The sequence below is a fragment of the Paraglaciecola algarum genome (genome assembly GCF_021532655.1).
GTDB classification, from domain to species: domain Bacteria; phylum Pseudomonadota; class Gammaproteobacteria; order Enterobacterales; family Alteromonadaceae; genus Paraglaciecola; species Paraglaciecola algarum.
Genome location: NZ_JAKGAS010000003.1, coordinates 330,329 through 348,086 on the forward strand (window position 1 = coordinate 330,329; position 17,758 = coordinate 348,086).

The 17,758-nt window shown below is 41.2% G+C and carries 18 protein-coding genes; 14 read left to right on the forward strand and 4 right to left on the reverse strand.

The genetic code is table 11. The annotated features are described in order from the left end of the window. Window positions 1–7: 7 nt before the first annotated feature. The 6 genes from L0668_RS07635 to L0668_RS07660 all read left to right on the forward strand — a co-directional run bounded on the left by L0668_RS07635 (window position 8) and on the right by L0668_RS07660 (window position 9,101). On the forward strand, window positions 8–661 hold the full coding sequence (locus L0668_RS07635) for an urea amidolyase associated protein UAAP2 (protein WP_235311508.1): 654 nt from the start codon (window positions 8–10) through the stop codon (window positions 659–661). An 86-nt stretch (window positions 662–747) separates the two neighbouring features. Then, window positions 748–4,410: an urea carboxylase gene (uca, locus tag L0668_RS07640; protein WP_235311509.1), complete on the forward strand. Its 3,663-nt coding sequence runs from the start codon at window positions 748–750 to the stop codon at window positions 4,408–4,410. A 9-nt stretch (window positions 4,411–4,419) separates the two neighbouring features. Continuing rightward, window positions 4,420–6,210 (forward strand): allophanate hydrolase, encoded by a 1,791-nt coding sequence (atzF, locus tag L0668_RS07645; protein ID WP_235311510.1) that lies wholly within the window; start codon window positions 4,420–4,422, stop codon window positions 6,208–6,210. A gap of 829 nt (window positions 6,211–7,039) precedes the next feature. Next, window positions 7,040–7,555: a Pycsar system effector family protein gene (locus tag L0668_RS07650; RefSeq protein WP_235311511.1), complete on the forward strand. Its 516-nt coding sequence runs from the start codon at window positions 7,040–7,042 to the stop codon at window positions 7,553–7,555. Window positions 7,556–7,557: 2 nt separating this feature from the next. Next, complete coding sequence (locus L0668_RS07655; protein WP_235311513.1) at window positions 7,558–8,271, forward strand: adenylate/guanylate cyclase domain-containing protein; 714 nt, start codon at window positions 7,558–7,560, stop codon at window positions 8,269–8,271. Between the two features lie 92 nt (window positions 8,272–8,363). Next, window positions 8,364–9,101, forward strand: coding sequence for a hypothetical protein (locus tag L0668_RS07660; RefSeq protein WP_235311515.1), 738 nt, complete (start codon window positions 8,364–8,366; stop codon window positions 9,099–9,101). Window positions 9,102–9,471: 370 nt separating this feature from the next. On the opposite strand, the gene L0668_RS07665 is transcribed toward L0668_RS07660, so the two are convergent. Beyond that, window positions 9,472–10,539 carry a hypothetical protein gene (locus L0668_RS07665; RefSeq protein WP_235311517.1) on the reverse strand — a complete coding sequence of 356 codons (1,068 nt, stop codon included), beginning with the start codon at window positions 10,537–10,539 and terminating at the stop codon, window positions 9,472–9,474. Window positions 10,540–11,000: 461 nt separating this feature from the next. Between L0668_RS07665 and L0668_RS07670 the strand changes: the two genes are divergently transcribed. Together L0668_RS07670 and L0668_RS07675 are read left to right on the forward strand one after the other, a co-directional pair. Beyond that, the gene (locus L0668_RS07670) at window positions 11,001–11,246 is read left to right on the forward strand and encodes a type II toxin-antitoxin system CcdA family antitoxin (RefSeq protein WP_235311518.1); all 246 of its coding nucleotides are present in this window, start codon (window positions 11,001–11,003) and stop codon (window positions 11,244–11,246) included. Next, a complete protein-coding gene (locus L0668_RS07675) occupies window positions 11,246–11,545 on the forward strand; it encodes a CcdB family protein (protein WP_235311519.1) in 300 nt (99 codons plus the stop codon). The genes L0668_RS07670 and L0668_RS07675 overlap by 1 nt, the downstream gene beginning before the upstream one ends. Window positions 11,546–11,986: 441 nt before the next feature. Here L0668_RS07675 and L0668_RS07680 read toward each other — a convergent pair whose 3' ends face one another. Both L0668_RS07680 and L0668_RS07685 read right to left on the reverse strand, forming a co-directional pair. Continuing rightward, window positions 11,987–12,445, reverse strand: a complete 459-nt coding sequence (locus tag L0668_RS07680) for a transporter substrate-binding domain-containing protein (RefSeq protein WP_235311520.1) — start codon at window positions 12,443–12,445, stop codon at window positions 11,987–11,989. 20 nt (window positions 12,446–12,465) lie between these two features. Beyond that, the gene (locus tag L0668_RS07685) at window positions 12,466–12,729 is read right to left on the reverse strand and encodes a transporter substrate-binding domain-containing protein (RefSeq protein ID WP_235311521.1); all 264 of its coding nucleotides are present in this window, start codon (window positions 12,727–12,729) and stop codon (window positions 12,466–12,468) included. Window positions 12,730–12,970: 241 nt separating this feature from the next. Between L0668_RS07685 and L0668_RS07690 the strand changes: the two genes are divergently transcribed. The 6 genes from L0668_RS07690 to L0668_RS07715 are packed head-to-tail and all read left to right on the forward strand — an operon-like array spanning window position 12,971 to window position 17,465. Continuing rightward, window positions 12,971–13,114, forward strand: coding sequence for a periplasmic nitrate reductase, NapE protein (locus L0668_RS07690; protein ID WP_235311522.1), 144 nt, complete (start codon window positions 12,971–12,973; stop codon window positions 13,112–13,114). 9 nt (window positions 13,115–13,123) lie between these two features. After that, a complete protein-coding gene (napF, locus tag L0668_RS07695) occupies window positions 13,124–13,651 on the forward strand; it encodes a ferredoxin-type protein NapF (protein ID WP_235311523.1) in 528 nt (175 codons plus the stop codon). Next, complete coding sequence (locus tag L0668_RS07700; RefSeq protein WP_235311525.1) at window positions 13,644–13,895, forward strand: chaperone NapD; 252 nt, start codon at window positions 13,644–13,646, stop codon at window positions 13,893–13,895. Before napF ends, L0668_RS07700 begins: the two co-directional genes overlap by 8 nt. A gap of 11 nt (window positions 13,896–13,906) precedes the next feature. Continuing rightward, complete coding sequence (gene napA / locus L0668_RS07705; RefSeq protein ID WP_235311526.1) at window positions 13,907–16,402, forward strand: nitrate reductase catalytic subunit NapA; 2,496 nt, start codon at window positions 13,907–13,909, stop codon at window positions 16,400–16,402. A 4-nt stretch (window positions 16,403–16,406) separates the two neighbouring features. Then, window positions 16,407–16,865 (forward strand): nitrate reductase cytochrome c-type subunit, encoded by a 459-nt coding sequence (locus L0668_RS07710; RefSeq protein WP_235311529.1) that lies wholly within the window; start codon window positions 16,407–16,409, stop codon window positions 16,863–16,865. Window positions 16,866–16,874: 9 nt separating this feature from the next. After that, the gene (locus L0668_RS07715) at window positions 16,875–17,465 is read left to right on the forward strand and encodes a cytochrome c3 family protein (protein WP_235311531.1); all 591 of its coding nucleotides are present in this window, start codon (window positions 16,875–16,877) and stop codon (window positions 17,463–17,465) included. An 80-nt stretch (window positions 17,466–17,545) separates the two neighbouring features. Here the strand turns inward: L0668_RS07715 and L0668_RS07720 are convergent, their stop codons facing one another. After that, the gene (locus tag L0668_RS07720) at window positions 17,546–17,743 is read right to left on the reverse strand and encodes a DUF2970 domain-containing protein (protein ID WP_235311534.1); all 198 of its coding nucleotides are present in this window, start codon (window positions 17,741–17,743) and stop codon (window positions 17,546–17,548) included. Window positions 17,744–17,758: the final 15 nt, after the last annotated feature.

Genomic DNA, 17,758 nt, shown 5'->3' on the forward strand with positions numbered 1-17,758 from the left:
TAGAAGAATGATTTTAGCAAGCCAATTACAAGCCGAAGATGCAGTGATCCGCGACATAGTTGACGCTGGAGATTACTACTTAAAAGTAGTCAAAAAAGGCCAAACCATGCGCATTTTAGATATTGAAGGTAACCAAGCTGCCGACACCTTATTTTATAACGCCAACGATATTAGCGAACGTTACAGTGCCATCGACACGGTTCGCGAACAAGGCAATGTCTATCTAACCGCAGGTAGCGTACTAATGACCAATGACTGTAATCCGTTATTAAAAATAGTCGCCGACACCTGTGGCCGCCACGACACCTTAGGTGGTGCCTGTGCCACGGAAAGCAACACAGTACGTTATGAATTAGAAAAAAAATGCATGCACGCCTGCCGTGACAGCTGGTTGTTGGCCATCGCTGAAAACGAAGAGCTGGGCATGGATAAAAGTGATATTACCCACAACATCAACTTTTTCATGAATGTACCTATCACGTCCGAAGGCGGCCTCAGCTTTGCGGACGGCATTAGTGGCGCAGGAAAATACGTTGAATTAGAGGCCATGATGGACACCATAGTGTTGATTTCTAACTGCCCACAATTAAATAACCCATGTAATGCTTACAATCCTACACCGGTTGAAGTATTGGTTTGGGATCAAGCCCAAAGCAACTAATAACAAACCACATTAACGGTAAATAGGACGACCTATTTCACTCAAAATAATCAGTGGGACGACCCACACTTTATGAGTCTTTGATTATGTTTAAGACAGTATTAATTGCTAATCGCGGGGCTATCGCCTGCCGTATTATTCGTACCCTAAAAAAACTCGGCATTAAAAGTGTGGCGGTATACGCCGAAGCTGATAGAGAATCATTGCATGTACGCCAAGCTGACCAAGCCTTTAGCTTAGGTGAAGGGGCAGCCAGTCAAACCTATTTAGATCAGCAAAAAATTATCGATATCGCTAAACAAAGTGGCGCAGATGCGATCCACCCGGGTTATGGTTTTTTAAGTGAAAACGCTGATTTTTGTGACGAATTACAAAACCACGGCATCACATTTATTGGCCCTAGAGCCCAACAGATGATCGACTTTGGCTTGAAACACCAAGCCCGTGATTTAGCCGAAAAAGCCGGCGTACCATTAGTACCTGGCAGTGGCTTATTAGCTGATTTAGACGAAGTTACCGCTTTTGCCGAACAAGTGGGTTACCCCGTTATGCTAAAAAGCACAGCAGGTGGTGGTGGCATAGGTATGCAACGTTGTGATAATCAAAGCCAACTAGAAAAAGCCTTTACCAATGTTAAATATTTAGGCGCGCAAAACTTCTCGAACGACGGGGTATTTTTAGAAAAATTCGTTCAACAAGCTCGGCACATTGAAGTACAAGTAGTGGGTAATGGTGCTGGCCAAGTAGTGACCTTAGGTGAGCGGGACTGCTCAAGCCAAAGGCGTAACCAAAAGGTAGTAGAAGAAACCCCAGCGCCTAATTTGTCTGACGAAATCAGGCAACAAATGTATGCCACGGCGAAACAACTTATGGCATCTATTAACTACCTAAATGCCGGTACTGTTGAATATATATTTGATCAAGATTCACAACAGTTTTACTTTTTAGAAGTAAACACTCGCTTACAGGTAGAGCACGGTATTACCGAACTATGTTTCGATGTAGATCTAGTGGAGTGGATGTTGCAGATTGCCTATGACGATACTCAAATTAAACAGGCTAGTCAGGGGTTATTCCAAGCAACAGATCTGGCCCCTATAGACAATTTAGTCAGCCAAGGACACGCCATACAAGCGCGAGTGTATGCTGAAAACCCAGCTAAGAACTTTCAACCTTCTTCAGGTTTATTGACCCAAGTGGAATGGCCTGAGCAAGATGTCACAGATTCAAACACATTACGTATTGATCATTGGATTGAAGCGGGCATAGAGGTGTCACCATTTTTTGATCCTATGTTGGCCAAAGTGCAAGTTAAAGCACAAAACAGACAACAAGCTATCCAACAATTAGACAATGCCCTTACCCAAAGTAAGTTATACGGCATCATCACAAACATAGATTATGTACGAGATATTCTGCAAACAGAGCTGTTTACAGACGGAAGAATATTCACTCGTAGCCTAGACAATATTCAAGCAAGTTTTGCTGGTTTTGAAGTGATCAAGCCCGGCACTATGACCACCATTCAAGACTATCCTGCTCGAACCGGGTACTGGAATATTGGTGTACCGCCATCTGGCCCTTTTGATTTTTACTCGTTTAATTTAGCTAACCGCTTATTGGGCAATAGCCAAGATGCGGCCGGACTCGAAATTACCATTCAAGGCCCTTCGCTGTTATTCCATCAAGCCAGCCAAGTGATAGTGTGTGGTGCTGAAATTGACATAACCCTTGATGAAAAGAGTTATGGCATGAACCAAGTAATAGACATTGCCGCTGGGCAAACTTTAAAAATTGGCTCGGTTAAAAATGCCGGAGCTAGAGCATATTTAGCCATAAGCGGCGGTATTCAATGCCCAGAATACTTAGGCAGCAAAAGTACTTTTACCTTAGGCCAGTTTGGCGGACATTGTGGCCGTGCGTTACGCACTGGAGACTTTATTCAGTTGCCCACAACAAAAGTTAGCAACAGTCAAAAACCTGTGTCGGCACCTACTGAGCTAGCCGCCAAGATTGATAAGAACTGGACTTTACGAGTGATGTCAGGCCCCCATGGTGCACCTGACTTTTTCACTGAGCAAGATATTCAAACTATTCATCAGCATGAATGGGAAATCCACTACAACTCAAGCCGTACCGGTATTCGTTTAATCGGCCCTAAACCAGAATGGGCACGAGAAACGGGTGGCGAAGCTGGTCTACACCCGTCTAATATTCACGATAATGCTTATGCTTTTGGTACGGTAGACTTTACCGGTGACATGCCGGTAATTTTAGGCCCAGACGGCCCAAGTTTAGGCGGCTTTGTTTGCCCCTTCACTGTGATATCTGCAGATTTGTGGAAACTTGGCCAGTTTAAAGGCGGTGACAAAGTCCGTTTTGAGGTTGTCGATTTAGCTGCTGCTAAGCACATAGAACAAAGCCAGAATGTACAGCTGCAACAACTATCGGTACAAGCCACTGATTACCAAGCCGTCGAAGTCAGTTCGCCGATTTTAGACACACTAGTAACCGAAGACGGCGAGCCTGATCTAGTGTTTCGTCAAGCGGGTGACAAGTTCTTATTAGTGGAATATGGCGAGCTGGTGCTGGATTTAGCCTTACGGGCCAGAGTACAAGCCTTGTTAACCAGTGTTGAAGCCGAAAGCATCCAAGGTATTTTAGAGCTCACTCCAGGTATTCGTTCACTACAAGTGCATTTTGATAACCAAGTGTTGGCAGTAACTGATTTAATCGCCACCTTAAAAACCTTAGATAAACAATTAGGCGATACCAGCCAATTACAATTTGATTCACGTATTGTGCACCTGCCTCTGAGTTGGGATGACGAAGCTTGTCAGTTAGCTATCGACAAATACATGCAATCTGTGCGTAAAGATGCCCCTTGGTGCCCGTCTAACATAGATTTTATCAAACGTATCAATGGCCTTAGTGACATTCAACAAGTACAAGACATAGTATTTGAAGCCAGTTATTTAGTGCTTGGCTTAGGAGACGTGTATTTAGGTGCACCAGTTGCTACCCCGCTGAACCCTTGCCATCGACTAGTCACCACTAAATATAACCCAGCCCGAACGTGGACCGCCGAAAACTCTGTGGGCATAGGCGGCGCGTACATGTGTGTGTATGGCATGGAAGGCCCAGGGGGTTATCAGTTTGTGGGCCGTACTGCACAAATGTGGAACCGCTACCGTCAAACCGAAGTCTTTCAAAACCCTTGGTTATTACGCTTTTTTGACCAAATTCGCTTTTATCCGGTTTCTCATGATGAGCTTGAGCAAATCCGTGCAGACTTCCCTATTGGTAAATGGCAGCCCAAAATCGAACAAACCTCAATCTCAATGCCCGAATTAGCCATTGAATGGTCCAAACAACAGCGGGATATAGATAAGTTTGTAGAGCAGCGCGAGCGTGCCTTTGAACAAGAAATGAATGATTGGAAAGCCAATGGCCAATTGGTATATCAAGCCGACGACAACATGGACGGTGAACAGGACGAACTAGTACTAGCTGAAGGCGAATTTATCATTGAGTCAACGGCAGCAGGTAGCGTGTGGTTAATTGAAACCGAACAAGGCAAAACCGTTGCCGAGAATGACAGCCTGATCATCCTAGAGTCCATGAAAATGGAAATTGGCATCACCAGCCCAGAAGCGGCAGTAGTCAGTAAAGTATTAGTAGAAGCGGGACAACAAGTTCAGGCTGGCCAAGCTCTGTTAGTGCTTTCTACAAAAACCAATCAAGAATAAGGGTTCATCATGACTTCATCTATTAACCTAACGATCAGCGCCTTACAGCAAGCTTATAAAAACGCTGACTTCACCCCGAGCTCCTTGATGGAAGAATTATTGGCGAAAGCCAAACGTTATCCAGAGTCTTGGATCCATTTATTATCGACAGAAGAAATCGCGCCATATCTTGACGCCCTTGAAAGCAAAAAGCCTGAAGACTGCCCATTGTGGGGCGTGCCTTTTGCCATCAAAGATAATATTGATTTAGCAGGCGTTCCTACCACGGCAGCCTGTGCTGAATTTAGCTATGTGCCTGAAACATCAGCTTACGTGGTACAGCAACTGATTGATGCGGGTGCTATACCGCTGGGTAAAACTAACCTAGATCAGTTTGCTACCGGGTTAGTTGGCACTCGCTCACCTTATGGCGCGGTACCTAACAGTTTTGATCCTGAATATATCTCTGGTGGTTCGAGTTCAGGCTCGTCGGTAGTCACCGCTACCGGAGTGGTCAGCTTTGCCTTGGGCACAGACACCGCAGGCTCGGGCCGAGTGCCTGCTTGTTTCAATAACCTAGTGGGCTTGAAGCCCTCAAAAGGTTTACTGTCGACCACAGGGGTAGTGCCCGCTTGTCGCAGTTTAGACTGTGTGAGTATTTTTAGTTTAACCGCAGAAGACGCACAAAGTGTGTTTGCGGTAGCCGCTGATTTTGATAGCACTGATGGCTTTGGTCGACCAAACCCTATCACTAATCAAGGAACGGTAAACTTTGCTGGACAATTTACCTTTGCTGTACCCCATGCCGATCAGCTGGCGTTTTTTGGCAGTGATGATTACCAACAAGGTTATCTTGATGCCATTAAACAATTAGAAGCCATTGGCGGAACAAAAGTAGAGCTAGACTTTGCCCCACTGCTAGACGCCGCTAAATTACTGTACGAAGGCCCATGGGTGGCCGAAAGATACGTAGCTACCCAAGATATTATTGCCAATAAACCAGAAGTCATGATGGATGTCACTCGCACCATAATCGGCGCTGGCGACAAACCGAAAGCCACTGATGCGTTTAGCGCCTTATATAAATTACAAGATTTAAAACAATTAGCCGACAAGCTGATGGCCAGTGTGGATGTATTTATGGCCCCCACAGCCGGTCGCCATTTTACCTTGGCAGAAATAGCTGAAGAGCCCATTTTACGTAATTCACAATTAGGCTATTACACCAACTTTATGAACCTATTGGACTTTGCTGCCATAGCTGTGCCCACTACCTTTACCAAAAGTAATATGCCTTTTGGGGTGACACTGTTCGGCCCAGCCATGAGCGACCAAAAGTTACTAACCTTGGCTAGTCGTTTACGTGAGCATAACCAACTACCTTTAGGTGCCACCAGCATAAAATACCAAGCTCAAGCCAGTAGTTTAAGCCCAAGCGCAGGTTACATTGACGTAGTAGTAGCAGGTGCTCACTTATCAGGCATGCCATTAAATTGGCAACTCACTGACCGCGGAGCAATATTTAAATCCACTGCCAGCACCGCAGCTAAATACAAAATGTATGCCGTGACAGGCGCGGTAGAACGCCCAGCGTTAATTCGTGAAAACACAAATGGTAGTGAATTTGCAGTTGAAATTTGGTCAATGCCCATCAGCCAATTTGGCTCATTTGTCCAAGGCATAGCCGCCCCTCTAGGCATAGGCCAAGTGGAGTTAGCATCTGGTGAAGTCGTCACGGGATTTATTGCCGAAGGGTATGCTGCCGAAATAGGCACTGATATTAGTGAGTTTGGGGGGTGGAGGGGGTATTGCGATAGCTAGTTTACTTGTACACTGCGCATACTTTATTCACTGCGTTCACCAAGCATGTGCTACGCACACAAAGCAAGCGCTGCGCTTATTGATGTGCTTCGCACACAGGGCATGGCTGCGCCATAGGGCATCGCTTCGCGACTGAGTATTCGTGATGCTCATAAAGCATGCGCTTCGCTTATGGCATCCATGCCTTTTTTCAAGCCGCATCCCTGCGGCCCGACTCACTTTTCTTCAACAGCCAAGAAAAGTAAGCAAAAGAGGCCGCGCTATAACCAAGTTCTAAAACCTGCGCGACTTGTCAAATAAAGGCCGCAATGATCTGTTCCCTACAGGCATTGCTTAAATGACATCCCTGTCATTTATCCTCTATTTGTCTGCGTTGCTCGGCAAACTTGGAGTCGCGAGAAAATCAAAAGCATGGCGTTGCCACTAAGATAAGAGTAAAAGCATGTGCTTCGCACACAGTGCAATCACTATGTTCATAGCGCATCGGCGATGCCGATTAAGATAAAACAAGAAGCTTCAATTCCGTCATTCCTGCATGCTTTTAGCAGGAATCCATTCTTTAGAAGTCACAAAGACTGTCCAAGTAAATAATGTAAGATTTACTGTTTTTTTACACAGAGCTGTCGAGTTTCCCCCATATTTAGAAAAATGCGCGAATCGTGCATTTTTACAGAGTAAAAAATTTCTAGATGAATAAAATTTTCTTTAGGTAGCAATGTGTTATGGAATTTGTTAAAAGTAGTAAAAATAAGAAAGTGCGCGACATGTAAATAGAAATATGCGCGGTTAGCGCACTATTAAGCGTTAGCCATTTGAACATGGAGAGCTCATGAACAAAGAAAGTATCGAAGAAAATAACCAATTGATCACTACGATTGAAAGGGCAGAAGAAGGATTATCGAGAGTTCTAGAATGGATTCGCTCGGGCGATTCCCGTCTTCGGTTCGTTTTACCTCTTGCTATTACAATGCTTGGTGTTATTTCAGCGTTAATTCCACCCCCATCTTCATGGACACTACTTGGAGGGATTTCAGCATCTTTCGCAGTGTTTTTTTTGGGCTTAAGTGTTGTGTTCTGTGCGTTTTCTTCATTTCCGAGGACATCGGGGCCACTTGGGTCAATGATCTATTTCGGCGGTATCATCACGCGCGATCTAAAGCAGTTTGATAGTGAATTTCGCAGCATGACAAATGAACAGTATTTAACTGATTTGCTCAATCAAATCCATAGAAACGCACAAATTGCTCAAGCAAAATTCACTTGGTTACAAAGGTCTATCGCTTGTCTTTTTTTCTCACTAGTCCCTTGGATTGTTGGTCTATATGAGTTCTATTCTAGGAGCTAATGATGTCGTTGTCAGATGATCTGAAGAAAGATGTTCAAAACACAATTAATCAGACATGGAATGTTAGAAAAGGTCAGAAAGTCCCAAGTTCAACAGAAGTAGCGCTTTCAGGCGGTGCGGTCGAACTTGACGCAACGTTCCTTTATGCAGACCTAGCAAGTTCGTCCAAAATTGCTAAAGAATTAGACCGAAGAGTAGCAGCTAAGATTCTAAAATCATTCTTAGCAACCGCTGCTAGGCTAGTTCGCCACAATGCTGGTTCTATTGTGAGTTTTGATGGCGATAGAATTCTTGGAGTTTTTATTGGAGATTCAAAAAATTCATCTGCAGCGAAATGTGCGTTACAGATTAAATATGCAGTTAAAGAAATTATCCGGCCGAAATTTGAAGCAAAGTACGAATCAGTACGTGACGCGTCTTTCACTATATCGCATGGTGTAGGTATTGATACAGGAACTGTATTAACTGTCCGCGCAGGAGCTCGAGGTGATAATGACCTTATATGGATAGGTCGTTCTCCAAATTTAGCTGCCAAATTAAGTGATTTAAGAGAATCTCCATATAATTCTTTCATTACAGCGTCGGTTTACAACACGCTTAACGATTCATCAAAATATAGTGGATCTGAAAAGAAGGATATGTGGGAAAGAAGAAATTGGGAGTTTTTGAATCAAACTATCCATATATATCGTTCTAGTTGGCAATGGGAACCATAAACCATGGCTAACAAACGCATGTTGTCGGACTGGTTTTCCGCTGCGCTCCAAACTAGCCACAAATGCGGGCGTTAATGCTTCAGGAGAATGTTGTGGAGTTAATTGAAGCATTTATTGCTTTTTCAAATGATAAATTCAGACCAATCCTTTTATTAATAGCATCGGTTTTCACAATATATTTTGCGTACAAAAAGATAGGCAACAAGGTTACTGCTAAATATACTGTCGGTACTTCGAGTTTTGAATCAGAGCGTATTACAGAAGTGGTTTTATCTAACAAAAGAGACAAGCCCGTAGCAATACATTCTATTCATGCTGTATTTGAAAATGATTTGTGGTTGCAATTAGATAAATATTCTCCGCCAGAAATATTGAAGCCCTTTGAATCAATTGCTCTTTCCACAAAGCCTTATAGCTTCTTAAGTGTTGGTGGTGATAAATTCGAACCTAACTATTTAGACGCGACAATTTACTTATTATCTGATGAAAAGACAATAAAGTGTGATTCGTCTATAACTAAAAACATACTAGATAAATATACAAAAATATCAGTTAACACATGTCAGTATAATGGTTTTGTATATGATGAAACTGTTGCATTTATATTGGTCTATATAATCAACGATGAGTTAAAAACTGCATTTATACATTCCTCTGGTTATATAGGAAATGAGTGGGGCTTTAATCCAAATCATTTAGGGCAAGAAGCTACCAAAAACAATCTTTTTGGTATGTTACATCATTATAATTTTAATAAAGTTTTTACAGCGTTCACGCTTTATAAAGTAATCTCACTTGGTAAAGTTGAAGCTGTCAGTGACGAAACTTAAATAGACACCAGCGCACTTACGTAGACACCCAGATAATTATAGAGTCATCCATATTAAGAGATAGTTTGAATTAAAATCATATAAAACAATAAGTTAAAAAGTAAGGATTGCTTACAATGTCGGCTGGTGAGTCAAATGGTGGATTACTTTTCGTTTGTAGGTCGCCCTTTAGGGCGTCAATTTAGCAATTATTATTGTCGGCTAGGTAAGCTGATGGGCTGAAGCCCAACCTACAGGTTCTTTACCTTTTTTGCTTGTTTCTGGCTCAATCTATTTAAATTCATAGCCCAGTGATTTAATGATAGAAAATAATTGTGCTCTGCGCTCAGTGTCTTCTGAGGTTTTATTTTCTTTAGCTACGCAGCCGCGTCTAATCTAAATTTAGGTTGTAGGTGGCATCTGGTTGGCACGTGAGTTTATTAGACCATGCTCGATGTACCTTGGTGCCATAAAAGACATTTTTCTTCTTTCTATACAAAACTCTAATTTGCATATCTTCGCCATACATTTTTGCCAAATTTAAGGTTCTCTCATAATTTTCGCCAGTCTTGACCGTTTTATTCTTAGTTGGCTTGGAATGCCACTTGCCTTCGCTGTAATCATGATAATCAACATCAATCACTTTTATTTTTTTCCCGCTAGAATTAGTGGCGATAATTTTAGCTTTTTTACAGGTTGCTCTTAAAATGGTTGAATTAACTCGATGTACAGTCCCTACATTAACCCCTACCCCAACGCCTGCAGAGGCCAAAAAACCTTGATAATCAGCATCACCTTGTAGGGAGCTCAGGTAAGCACCAGCCGTTATGCCCACACCCACCTCAATAGATCCTCCTATTAAATATGAGCTTGAATCTCCTGATACTATGGGTGAACGATACAAGGAAAATATAAGCGGTTCTAGGCCAAGATTTAGTTGTACGAACCCATCCACAGGTTTTGCGCTTGAACCATAAACCCTTGTTGGTGCATCACTATCGAATTCCCAAATAACGCCGCCATCTAAACCAAAACCAGCTTGCAAACCAAAAAAACCAATTCCACCAGAAGGGCCTATTCCCCAGCTCATGGATTTATAGTATTTCTCGTCTGTATTCCCTCCCTGACCTAGTACTATATTGTGCGTAGCACCTGTCAATTTATGCCCCTTGGGTGGACCACTTAATATCGATATATCTTTGGCGCTTAAACAATCATTAAGTATGTTGTTTACTGCAGCTGGATTTTTGGTCCCTATCGCTTTTAATAAAACTGATTGCCCAGACTTACTCACCAAACAAGTCGACATTTTTCGGATGACTTGAATATGCTGACTATGAGCCTGGGCGAGCATTTTTAAGTCAATATCTGACTTAACCTGAGCCGACACTAGCTGGCTTGCAAATAAATTGCTTAGTAAAAGTAAAATGCCCAAAATGGTTGAAGAGGATATGCTCATATATATTATATGTCGTGCTATCTAGTAAAAAAAGCTAGAGAATAAAAACGATAATTTAAATTAAATCAAAGTTTTATATTTGTACAGTTTTCACTCAAAAATCTATTAATTACAATGTCGGGTGGAAGGTCATATGGTGGATTACTTTTCGTTATAAGTTTCTCTTTAGGGAGTCAATTTAGTAATTATTATTGGTGGCTAAACAAGTCAATGAACTCAAGCTACAAGGTCTTTGTCTTTTCTGCTTGTTTCTGATTCAGTCAAATTAAATTCATAACCTTATTATTTTATTATAACGTCTTATTCCCTCTGTGCGCTCGGTGTCCTCTGTGGTTGTATTTTCTTTAGCGGCGAAGCCGTGCTTTTTCTTATAGTATTGTTACCACCTATACTTACACACTACATATACACCCATAGGTTGTGTATACTTAGCACTCAAATTAGAGAGTTGAGGAGTACCTATGTCACCAACTAATTATGCCCTTGCTGTTAAAAAACGAACTAATTTATCTATAAATGAATCATTATTATCCGAAGCTAAAAAGCTTGGAATAAACATATCTAGTTCAGCTGAAGCGGGTATCCAAAAAGCATTGTTAGAGCGAAAACAAGCCTTGTGGTTACAAGAAAATCAAGAAGCTATCGACAGCTCTAATGACTTTGTCGCAAATAATGGATTACCATTTGATAAGTTTCGAAACTTCTAATGAATAAGTTCGATGTTTACAGAAATAGAACTGGTGCTGGTTACATATTAGATGTTCAAACTGATTTGTTGTCAGGATTGAATACAAGAGTAGTAGTACCACTTATACAGTTAACCGATTCACCTAAGCCGGCAAAATATCTAAATCCAATTTTTACCGTTGATGGCGAGGAATTTGTCATGTTGACTCAATTCATAGCGTCAATTCCTGAATCAGAACTCAGCCAACCTATAGCTAACATCGATAATTGTCACCATGAGATAAACACTGCCCTTGATATGATTTTTTCAGGATTTTAAACATAATTAAAGCATTCAAATAAATAAGGCCCAATCAAATTAAATTCATAACCTATTAATTTTGTTATAAAGCCTTATTCCCTCTGTGCGCTCGGTGTCCTCTGTGGTTGTATTTTCTTTAGCGGCGAAGCCGTGCTTTCTTTGTGCTTCTTACGGAGGTGATTAAAGAGGGTGCTTACAGAGCCATCCACGTTAAGAAAAAATCTAATTAAAACCCTATAAAACAATGAGTTGAAAATATAAGAGTTACTTATAATGTCGGGTGGTGAGTCATATGCTGGTTTATTTTTCGTTTGTAGGTCGCTCTTTAGAACGTCAATTTAGCAATTACGATTGTCGGTTAGGCAAACTGATGGACTGAAGCCCAACCTACAACAGGCGCTTTATCTTTTTCTGCCGCGCACTACTCCAATCAATTTATTCTGCTTTTGTAAAACCAGGCTAATCAAAAACTTGCGCGGGTACGGGCAACCCATGCTTTTCAAAATATTGGTCCACTTTGCCAGTTTTTCGATATTCCAGCATCAGGGCGGATACTTTGGGGTGATACTTAGCTACTTTGGACTTTTTTGAAATGCTTATGTACATAGGATTAATAAAGGAATCGACTAATGATACTTTTTCAAAACGGGGACTAAATCGTTCTTGGTAATGATAGGCAGACGTTACTGCCGCATCTATTCTACCTAACTCTAACATTGCCAAAAGCTGTTCTGTTTTATCCACTAATATCAGTGTTTTATTATCTAACTTAGAAAAGGACGGGGAGTAAAAAACATTTCTAATAGCCCCCACTTTGGCTTTTTTTAATACTTCATATGTATCGATATCAGACTTAAACTTAGCCGATTTATAAAAATATAGATTCCTAGTTGGGGATGCATATTTAATGAGATGCAAATTCAATTCTCTATCTGGTGTTAGAGAGTGAATAAGTCAATATTGCCTTGTTTGGCTTCTCTCACCGAACGCCCTAAAGGCGGCTGTTGAAAACATCTTATGTCATATCCAAGCTTTGCAAAGATATCTATCGCTAAATCTGGTACAGCCCCAACGCACCTACCTTGATCAAAATATAACTCAGGTGGATAGTCGCGACAATATGCAGTGATAGTATCTGCCATTACACATAAAGGTAGCCCAGAAAATAGACACAGTAACCATATGGATACCCTCTTTTTCATATCAACACCACTTTACATTAGATGGTTTAAATTAGGTTTATATTTTAACCACTTTAACGCTAACAACCAATGTTATATCGAATGATATTAATCAAGAGTACCTCAATATTCTTATCCGATAAATTCGATATTAATTATTTTTATTTTGACTCCAATTCTGCATAAAAAATTTAATTAGCATTGCAAACCAATTACTGCTTTAATTAACCACATTAAAAACATGGTTATTTAAAGTATCTATATGAAATCAACAAAAAAAGAAGAGTTTAGGGCTTTTTTACTCATTGCAGTGTTTCTATTTCCATTCTTATCTGTGGTGATTGTTGGAGGTTTAGGTTTCACTATCTGGATCAGTCAGATGTTGTTTGGTTTACCAGGACAGTAGCTTAATAACATGTCAGTAGATTTTAAACGCCGTGCATTTTTTATGACGGGGCAAACTAAAAAAGTCAATTTAGACATTCACCTACCCTATTTAAAGGGGACTGAAGACTTTTTAGAAAAATGTACTCAATGTGCAAAATGTATTGAGCATTGCCCAGAGTCAATCATAATAAAAGGTGATGGTGGCTACCCAACAGTTGACTTCAAATTGGGGGAATGTACCTACTGCCAAAAATGCGCGGAGCATTGTCCTGAACCTCTTTTTGATCTAGAACAAGAACAAGCTTGGGATCTAAAACTAAACATAAGCGGCCAATGTTTTCCAGAGCGCAATATAGTCTGTCAAACCTGTCGTGATGAGTGTGAACCGCAAGCCATAAAATTTAATTTTAGACAAACCGCTATCCCCAAGCCCGAATTTGACGAATATTTATGTACTCAATGTGGAGCTTGCGTATCAAGTTGCCCAGCCAATGCAATTTCGATATTGCCAGCTCAAGCAATCAATGACCTAAAAAGTGAAATGTCAGATGAATGAGTATCACATCTCTAGTTTTATAGTGCGCTGCCATAAACAACACCTCATACGAAACGTCGAACAAATTAATCAACTTGAGGGGGCTGAAGTCCATGAAGTTGAATCTACTGGAAAGCTAATAGTGACAGTTGAAGGAAGCTCGCACCGATTTATTTCAAACATTACAGAAACAATCCGAGATATGCCTGAAGTATTAGATGTTGCCGCGGTTTATCACGAATACACATCAGATACCCAAATTTAAGGATCGATTAAATGACTCTCGATAGACGTGCTTTTATGAAAGCAAGTGCAGTATCTGCAGCGGCGACAGCTGCAGGCATGAACATTCCGATACAAGCGAGCAACCTAGTAACCGATAGCAAACTGACCAGTTTAAAATGGGATAAAGCCCCTTGTCGTTTTTGTGGTACTGGTTGCAGCATCAATGTGGCCACTTTAGATAATAAAGTCGTCGCTACCCATGGTGATATAAAAAGCCCAGTGAATAAAGGCCTAAACTGCGTGAAGGGCTATTTTTTATCAAAAATTATGTACGGTAAAGATAGATTACAAACACCAATTTTGCGCATGACCAATGGGAAATACGATAAAAATGGTGAATTTACCCCTGTTAGTTGGGATACCGCTTTTGATGTAATGGCCGAAAAATATAAAAAAGCCATGAAAGAAAAAGGGCCTACATCTGTAGGTATGTTTGGTTCAGGTCAATGGACTGTGATGGAAGGTTACGCTGCAGTTAAATTAATGAAAGCTGGATTTCGTTCTAACAATATTGACCCCAATGCCCGTCACTGTATGGCCTCTGCCGTGGGTGGTTTTATGCGTACATTTGGTATCGATGAACCTATGGGTTGTTATGATGACTTTGAAGCGGCCGATGCCTTTGTTCTGTGGGGCTCGAATATGGCTGAAATGCATCCTATTTTGTGGACACGTATAACCGACCGCAGATTAAGTGCCCCCCATGTGAAAGTAGCTGTGCTATCGACTTATACTCACAGGTCGTTTGATTTGGCTGATGTACCTATGATATTTGAGCCGCAAACAGATTTAGTGCTCTTAAATTTTATCGCTAACTACATTATTCAAAATGACAAAGTCAATTGGGACTTTGTCAACAAACACACCAATTTCGCCCGTGGAAATACTGATATTGGTTATGGCCTGCGTGACGATCACCCTAAACAAAAAGCCGCTAAAAATGCCGATAAAGCAAGTGGTTCAACACCGATTAAATTTGATGAATATGCCGAATTTGTAAGCGAATATACCCTAGAGTATGCTTCGCAAATCAGTGGTGTAGAAGAAAGTCGATTACTGAAACTAGCACAAATGTATGCTGATCCAAAAGTGAAAGTCATGTCTTTATGGACTATGGGCATGAACCAACATACTCGCGGTGTTTGGGCCAATAACTTGGTATACAACATTCACCTGTTAACCGGCAAAATATCAGAACCAGGCAATAGCCCATTTTCATTAACTGGCCAACCTTCTGCTTGTGGCACTGCCCGTGAAGTCGGAACCTTTAGCCACAGGTTGCCAGCTGACATGGTAGTCGCCAACCCTAAACACAGAAAATACGCTGAAAAAATTTGGAAATTACCTGAAGGTACCATTCCACCTAAACCTGGTTTTCATGCTGTTGAGCACAATCGAAAATTAAAAGATGGCGAGATGAATGTGTATTGGGTGCAATGCAATAACAATATGCAAGCTGCTGCCAACATCAACGAAGAAGGTTTACCTGGCTACCGCAATCCAGAAAACTTTATTGTGGTCAGTGATGCTTACCCAACTGTTACCGCACAGGCTGCGGATCTAGTTTTACCTACCGCCATGTGGGTAGAAAAAGAAGGAGCATACGGTAACGCTGAACGTAGAACCCAAACTTGGCATCAACTTGTGAGTGCACCAGGTGAGTCTAAGTCTGATTTATGGCAGCTAATGGAGTTTTCTAAACGTTTTAAAATAGACGAAGTTTGGCCAAAAGAGTTGCTCGACCAGTCACCTGAACACAAAAATAAAACCTTGTACCAAGTGCTGTTTGAGAATGGTCAGGTGAATCAATATGGCATCGAGGAAATCAGTAAAGATCACTTAAACGACGACGCCAATCACTTTGGTAATTACGTGCAAAAAGGCTTATTTGAAGAATACGCCACCTTTGGTCGAGAACATGGACATGACCTTGCTCCTTACGAAAGATACCATCAAGAACGAGGTTTGCGCTGGCCAGTAGTTGACGGTAAAGAAACGCAATGGCGATTTAAAGAAGGCTCAGATCCTTATGTAACAGCAGGCGCGGGTTGGGAATTCTATGGTAAGCCAGACGGTAGAGCCGTTATTTTTGCCTTACCATACGAGCCACCTGCAGAAGAGCCAGATGATGAATACGATATGTGGTTATCCACCGGTCGAGTACTGGAACATTGGCACTCGGGATCTATGACCCAACGTGTACCTGAGCTATATCAAGCAGTACCCGATGCACTGATTTATATGCATCCAGATGATGCTCGTAAAAAGGGTTTTAGACGAGGTGACGAAGTTAAAGTGATTTCACGCCGAGGCGAAATGAAATCTCGAGTGGAAACCCGTGGCCGTAACAAACCACCTAAAGGGCTGATATTTGTACCTTGGTTTGATGCCAGTCGTTTAATTAACAAAGTGACATTAGATGCCACTGATCCCATATCTAAACAGACTGACTTTAAAAAGTGTGCAGTTAAATTAGAGAAGGTGTAACAAGATGAATAAATTCATAACTTTACTCACTATTTTTGGAGTATTGACTGCCAGCGCCTTGTTTGCCCAAGATATTGCAACTCTGCGTAATGGTGTGGAAATCTCTAAACAAGAAAAATCTCAACCTATCCCTAACCCGATTAAAGATGACATTAAAGTCGGTCGTAATTACCCTATGCAACCACCTATCATCCCGCACAATATTCGAGATTATCAAGTAGATCTGAATGTTAATAAATGCCTGTCTTGTCATAGTAGAAACCGCATTAGCGAAAGCCAAGCCACTATGGTCAGTGTGACCCACTATATGGATAGAGACGGTAACTTTTTAGCGGAAGTGTCACCTAGGCGTTATTTTTGTACCCAATGTCACGTTACCCAACATGATACAAAACCCTTAGTTGAAAATGATTTTATTGATATGCAAAAGTTAATAGCAATAAGAGCTGAAAAAGCCAAATAAGGGAATACCATGAAAAATTTGATTGTTAAATATTGGCAAATACTCAGAAAACCCAGTGTCCACTTTAGCTTAGGCTTTTTAACCCTAGGCGGCTTTATCGCTGGGATCTTTTTTTGGGGGGGCTTTAATACCGCTTTAGAAGTGAGTAACACAGAAGCATTTTGTATTAGTTGCCATGAAATGGAAGATAATGTTTACGAAGAACTTAAGTCAACCATTCACTACACTAACCGCTCTGGAGTAAGAGCCACCTGCCCAGACTGCCACGTGCCTCACGAGTGGACCAACAAGATTGCCCGTAAAATGCAGGCCAGTAAAGAGGTATGGGGCAAGATTTTTGGCACCATAGATACTCGCGATAAATTTTTGGAGCATAGGTTAACCTTAGCTCAACATGAATGGGCTAGATTAAAAGCTAATGATTCTTTAGAGTGCAGAAACTGCCACAACTTTGAATTTATGGACTTTACTGCCCAAGGTAAACGAGCGGTTCAACAGCACTCCACGTCTTTAGCCAATGGTGACAAAACCTGTATCGACTGTCACAAAGGTATTGCTCATCAGTTACCAGACATGAAAGGTATAGAAGGTTGGCACTAAAATACTCTAATTGGTAAAAAATCGATTATAAATTTCAATGGGCGAGACCGATTAGATTTCGCTTTTTTATTTCTATATCGCTATACCAATAAGTTCACCACAACCAGTAATAAACCAATTAAGCCTAAAACAAAAATAACCCCGACTACCACAAAAGGGATAAATGACGGTTGCTCGAAATCACTTTGATAATTGGCGTTACTTTGCACACCTAACATGCTGGCTGCTACACCTTTAAATACCTGCCACCAATTGGCTTTTTTTTGATTTTTTTTCATACAAGTTACCTAATA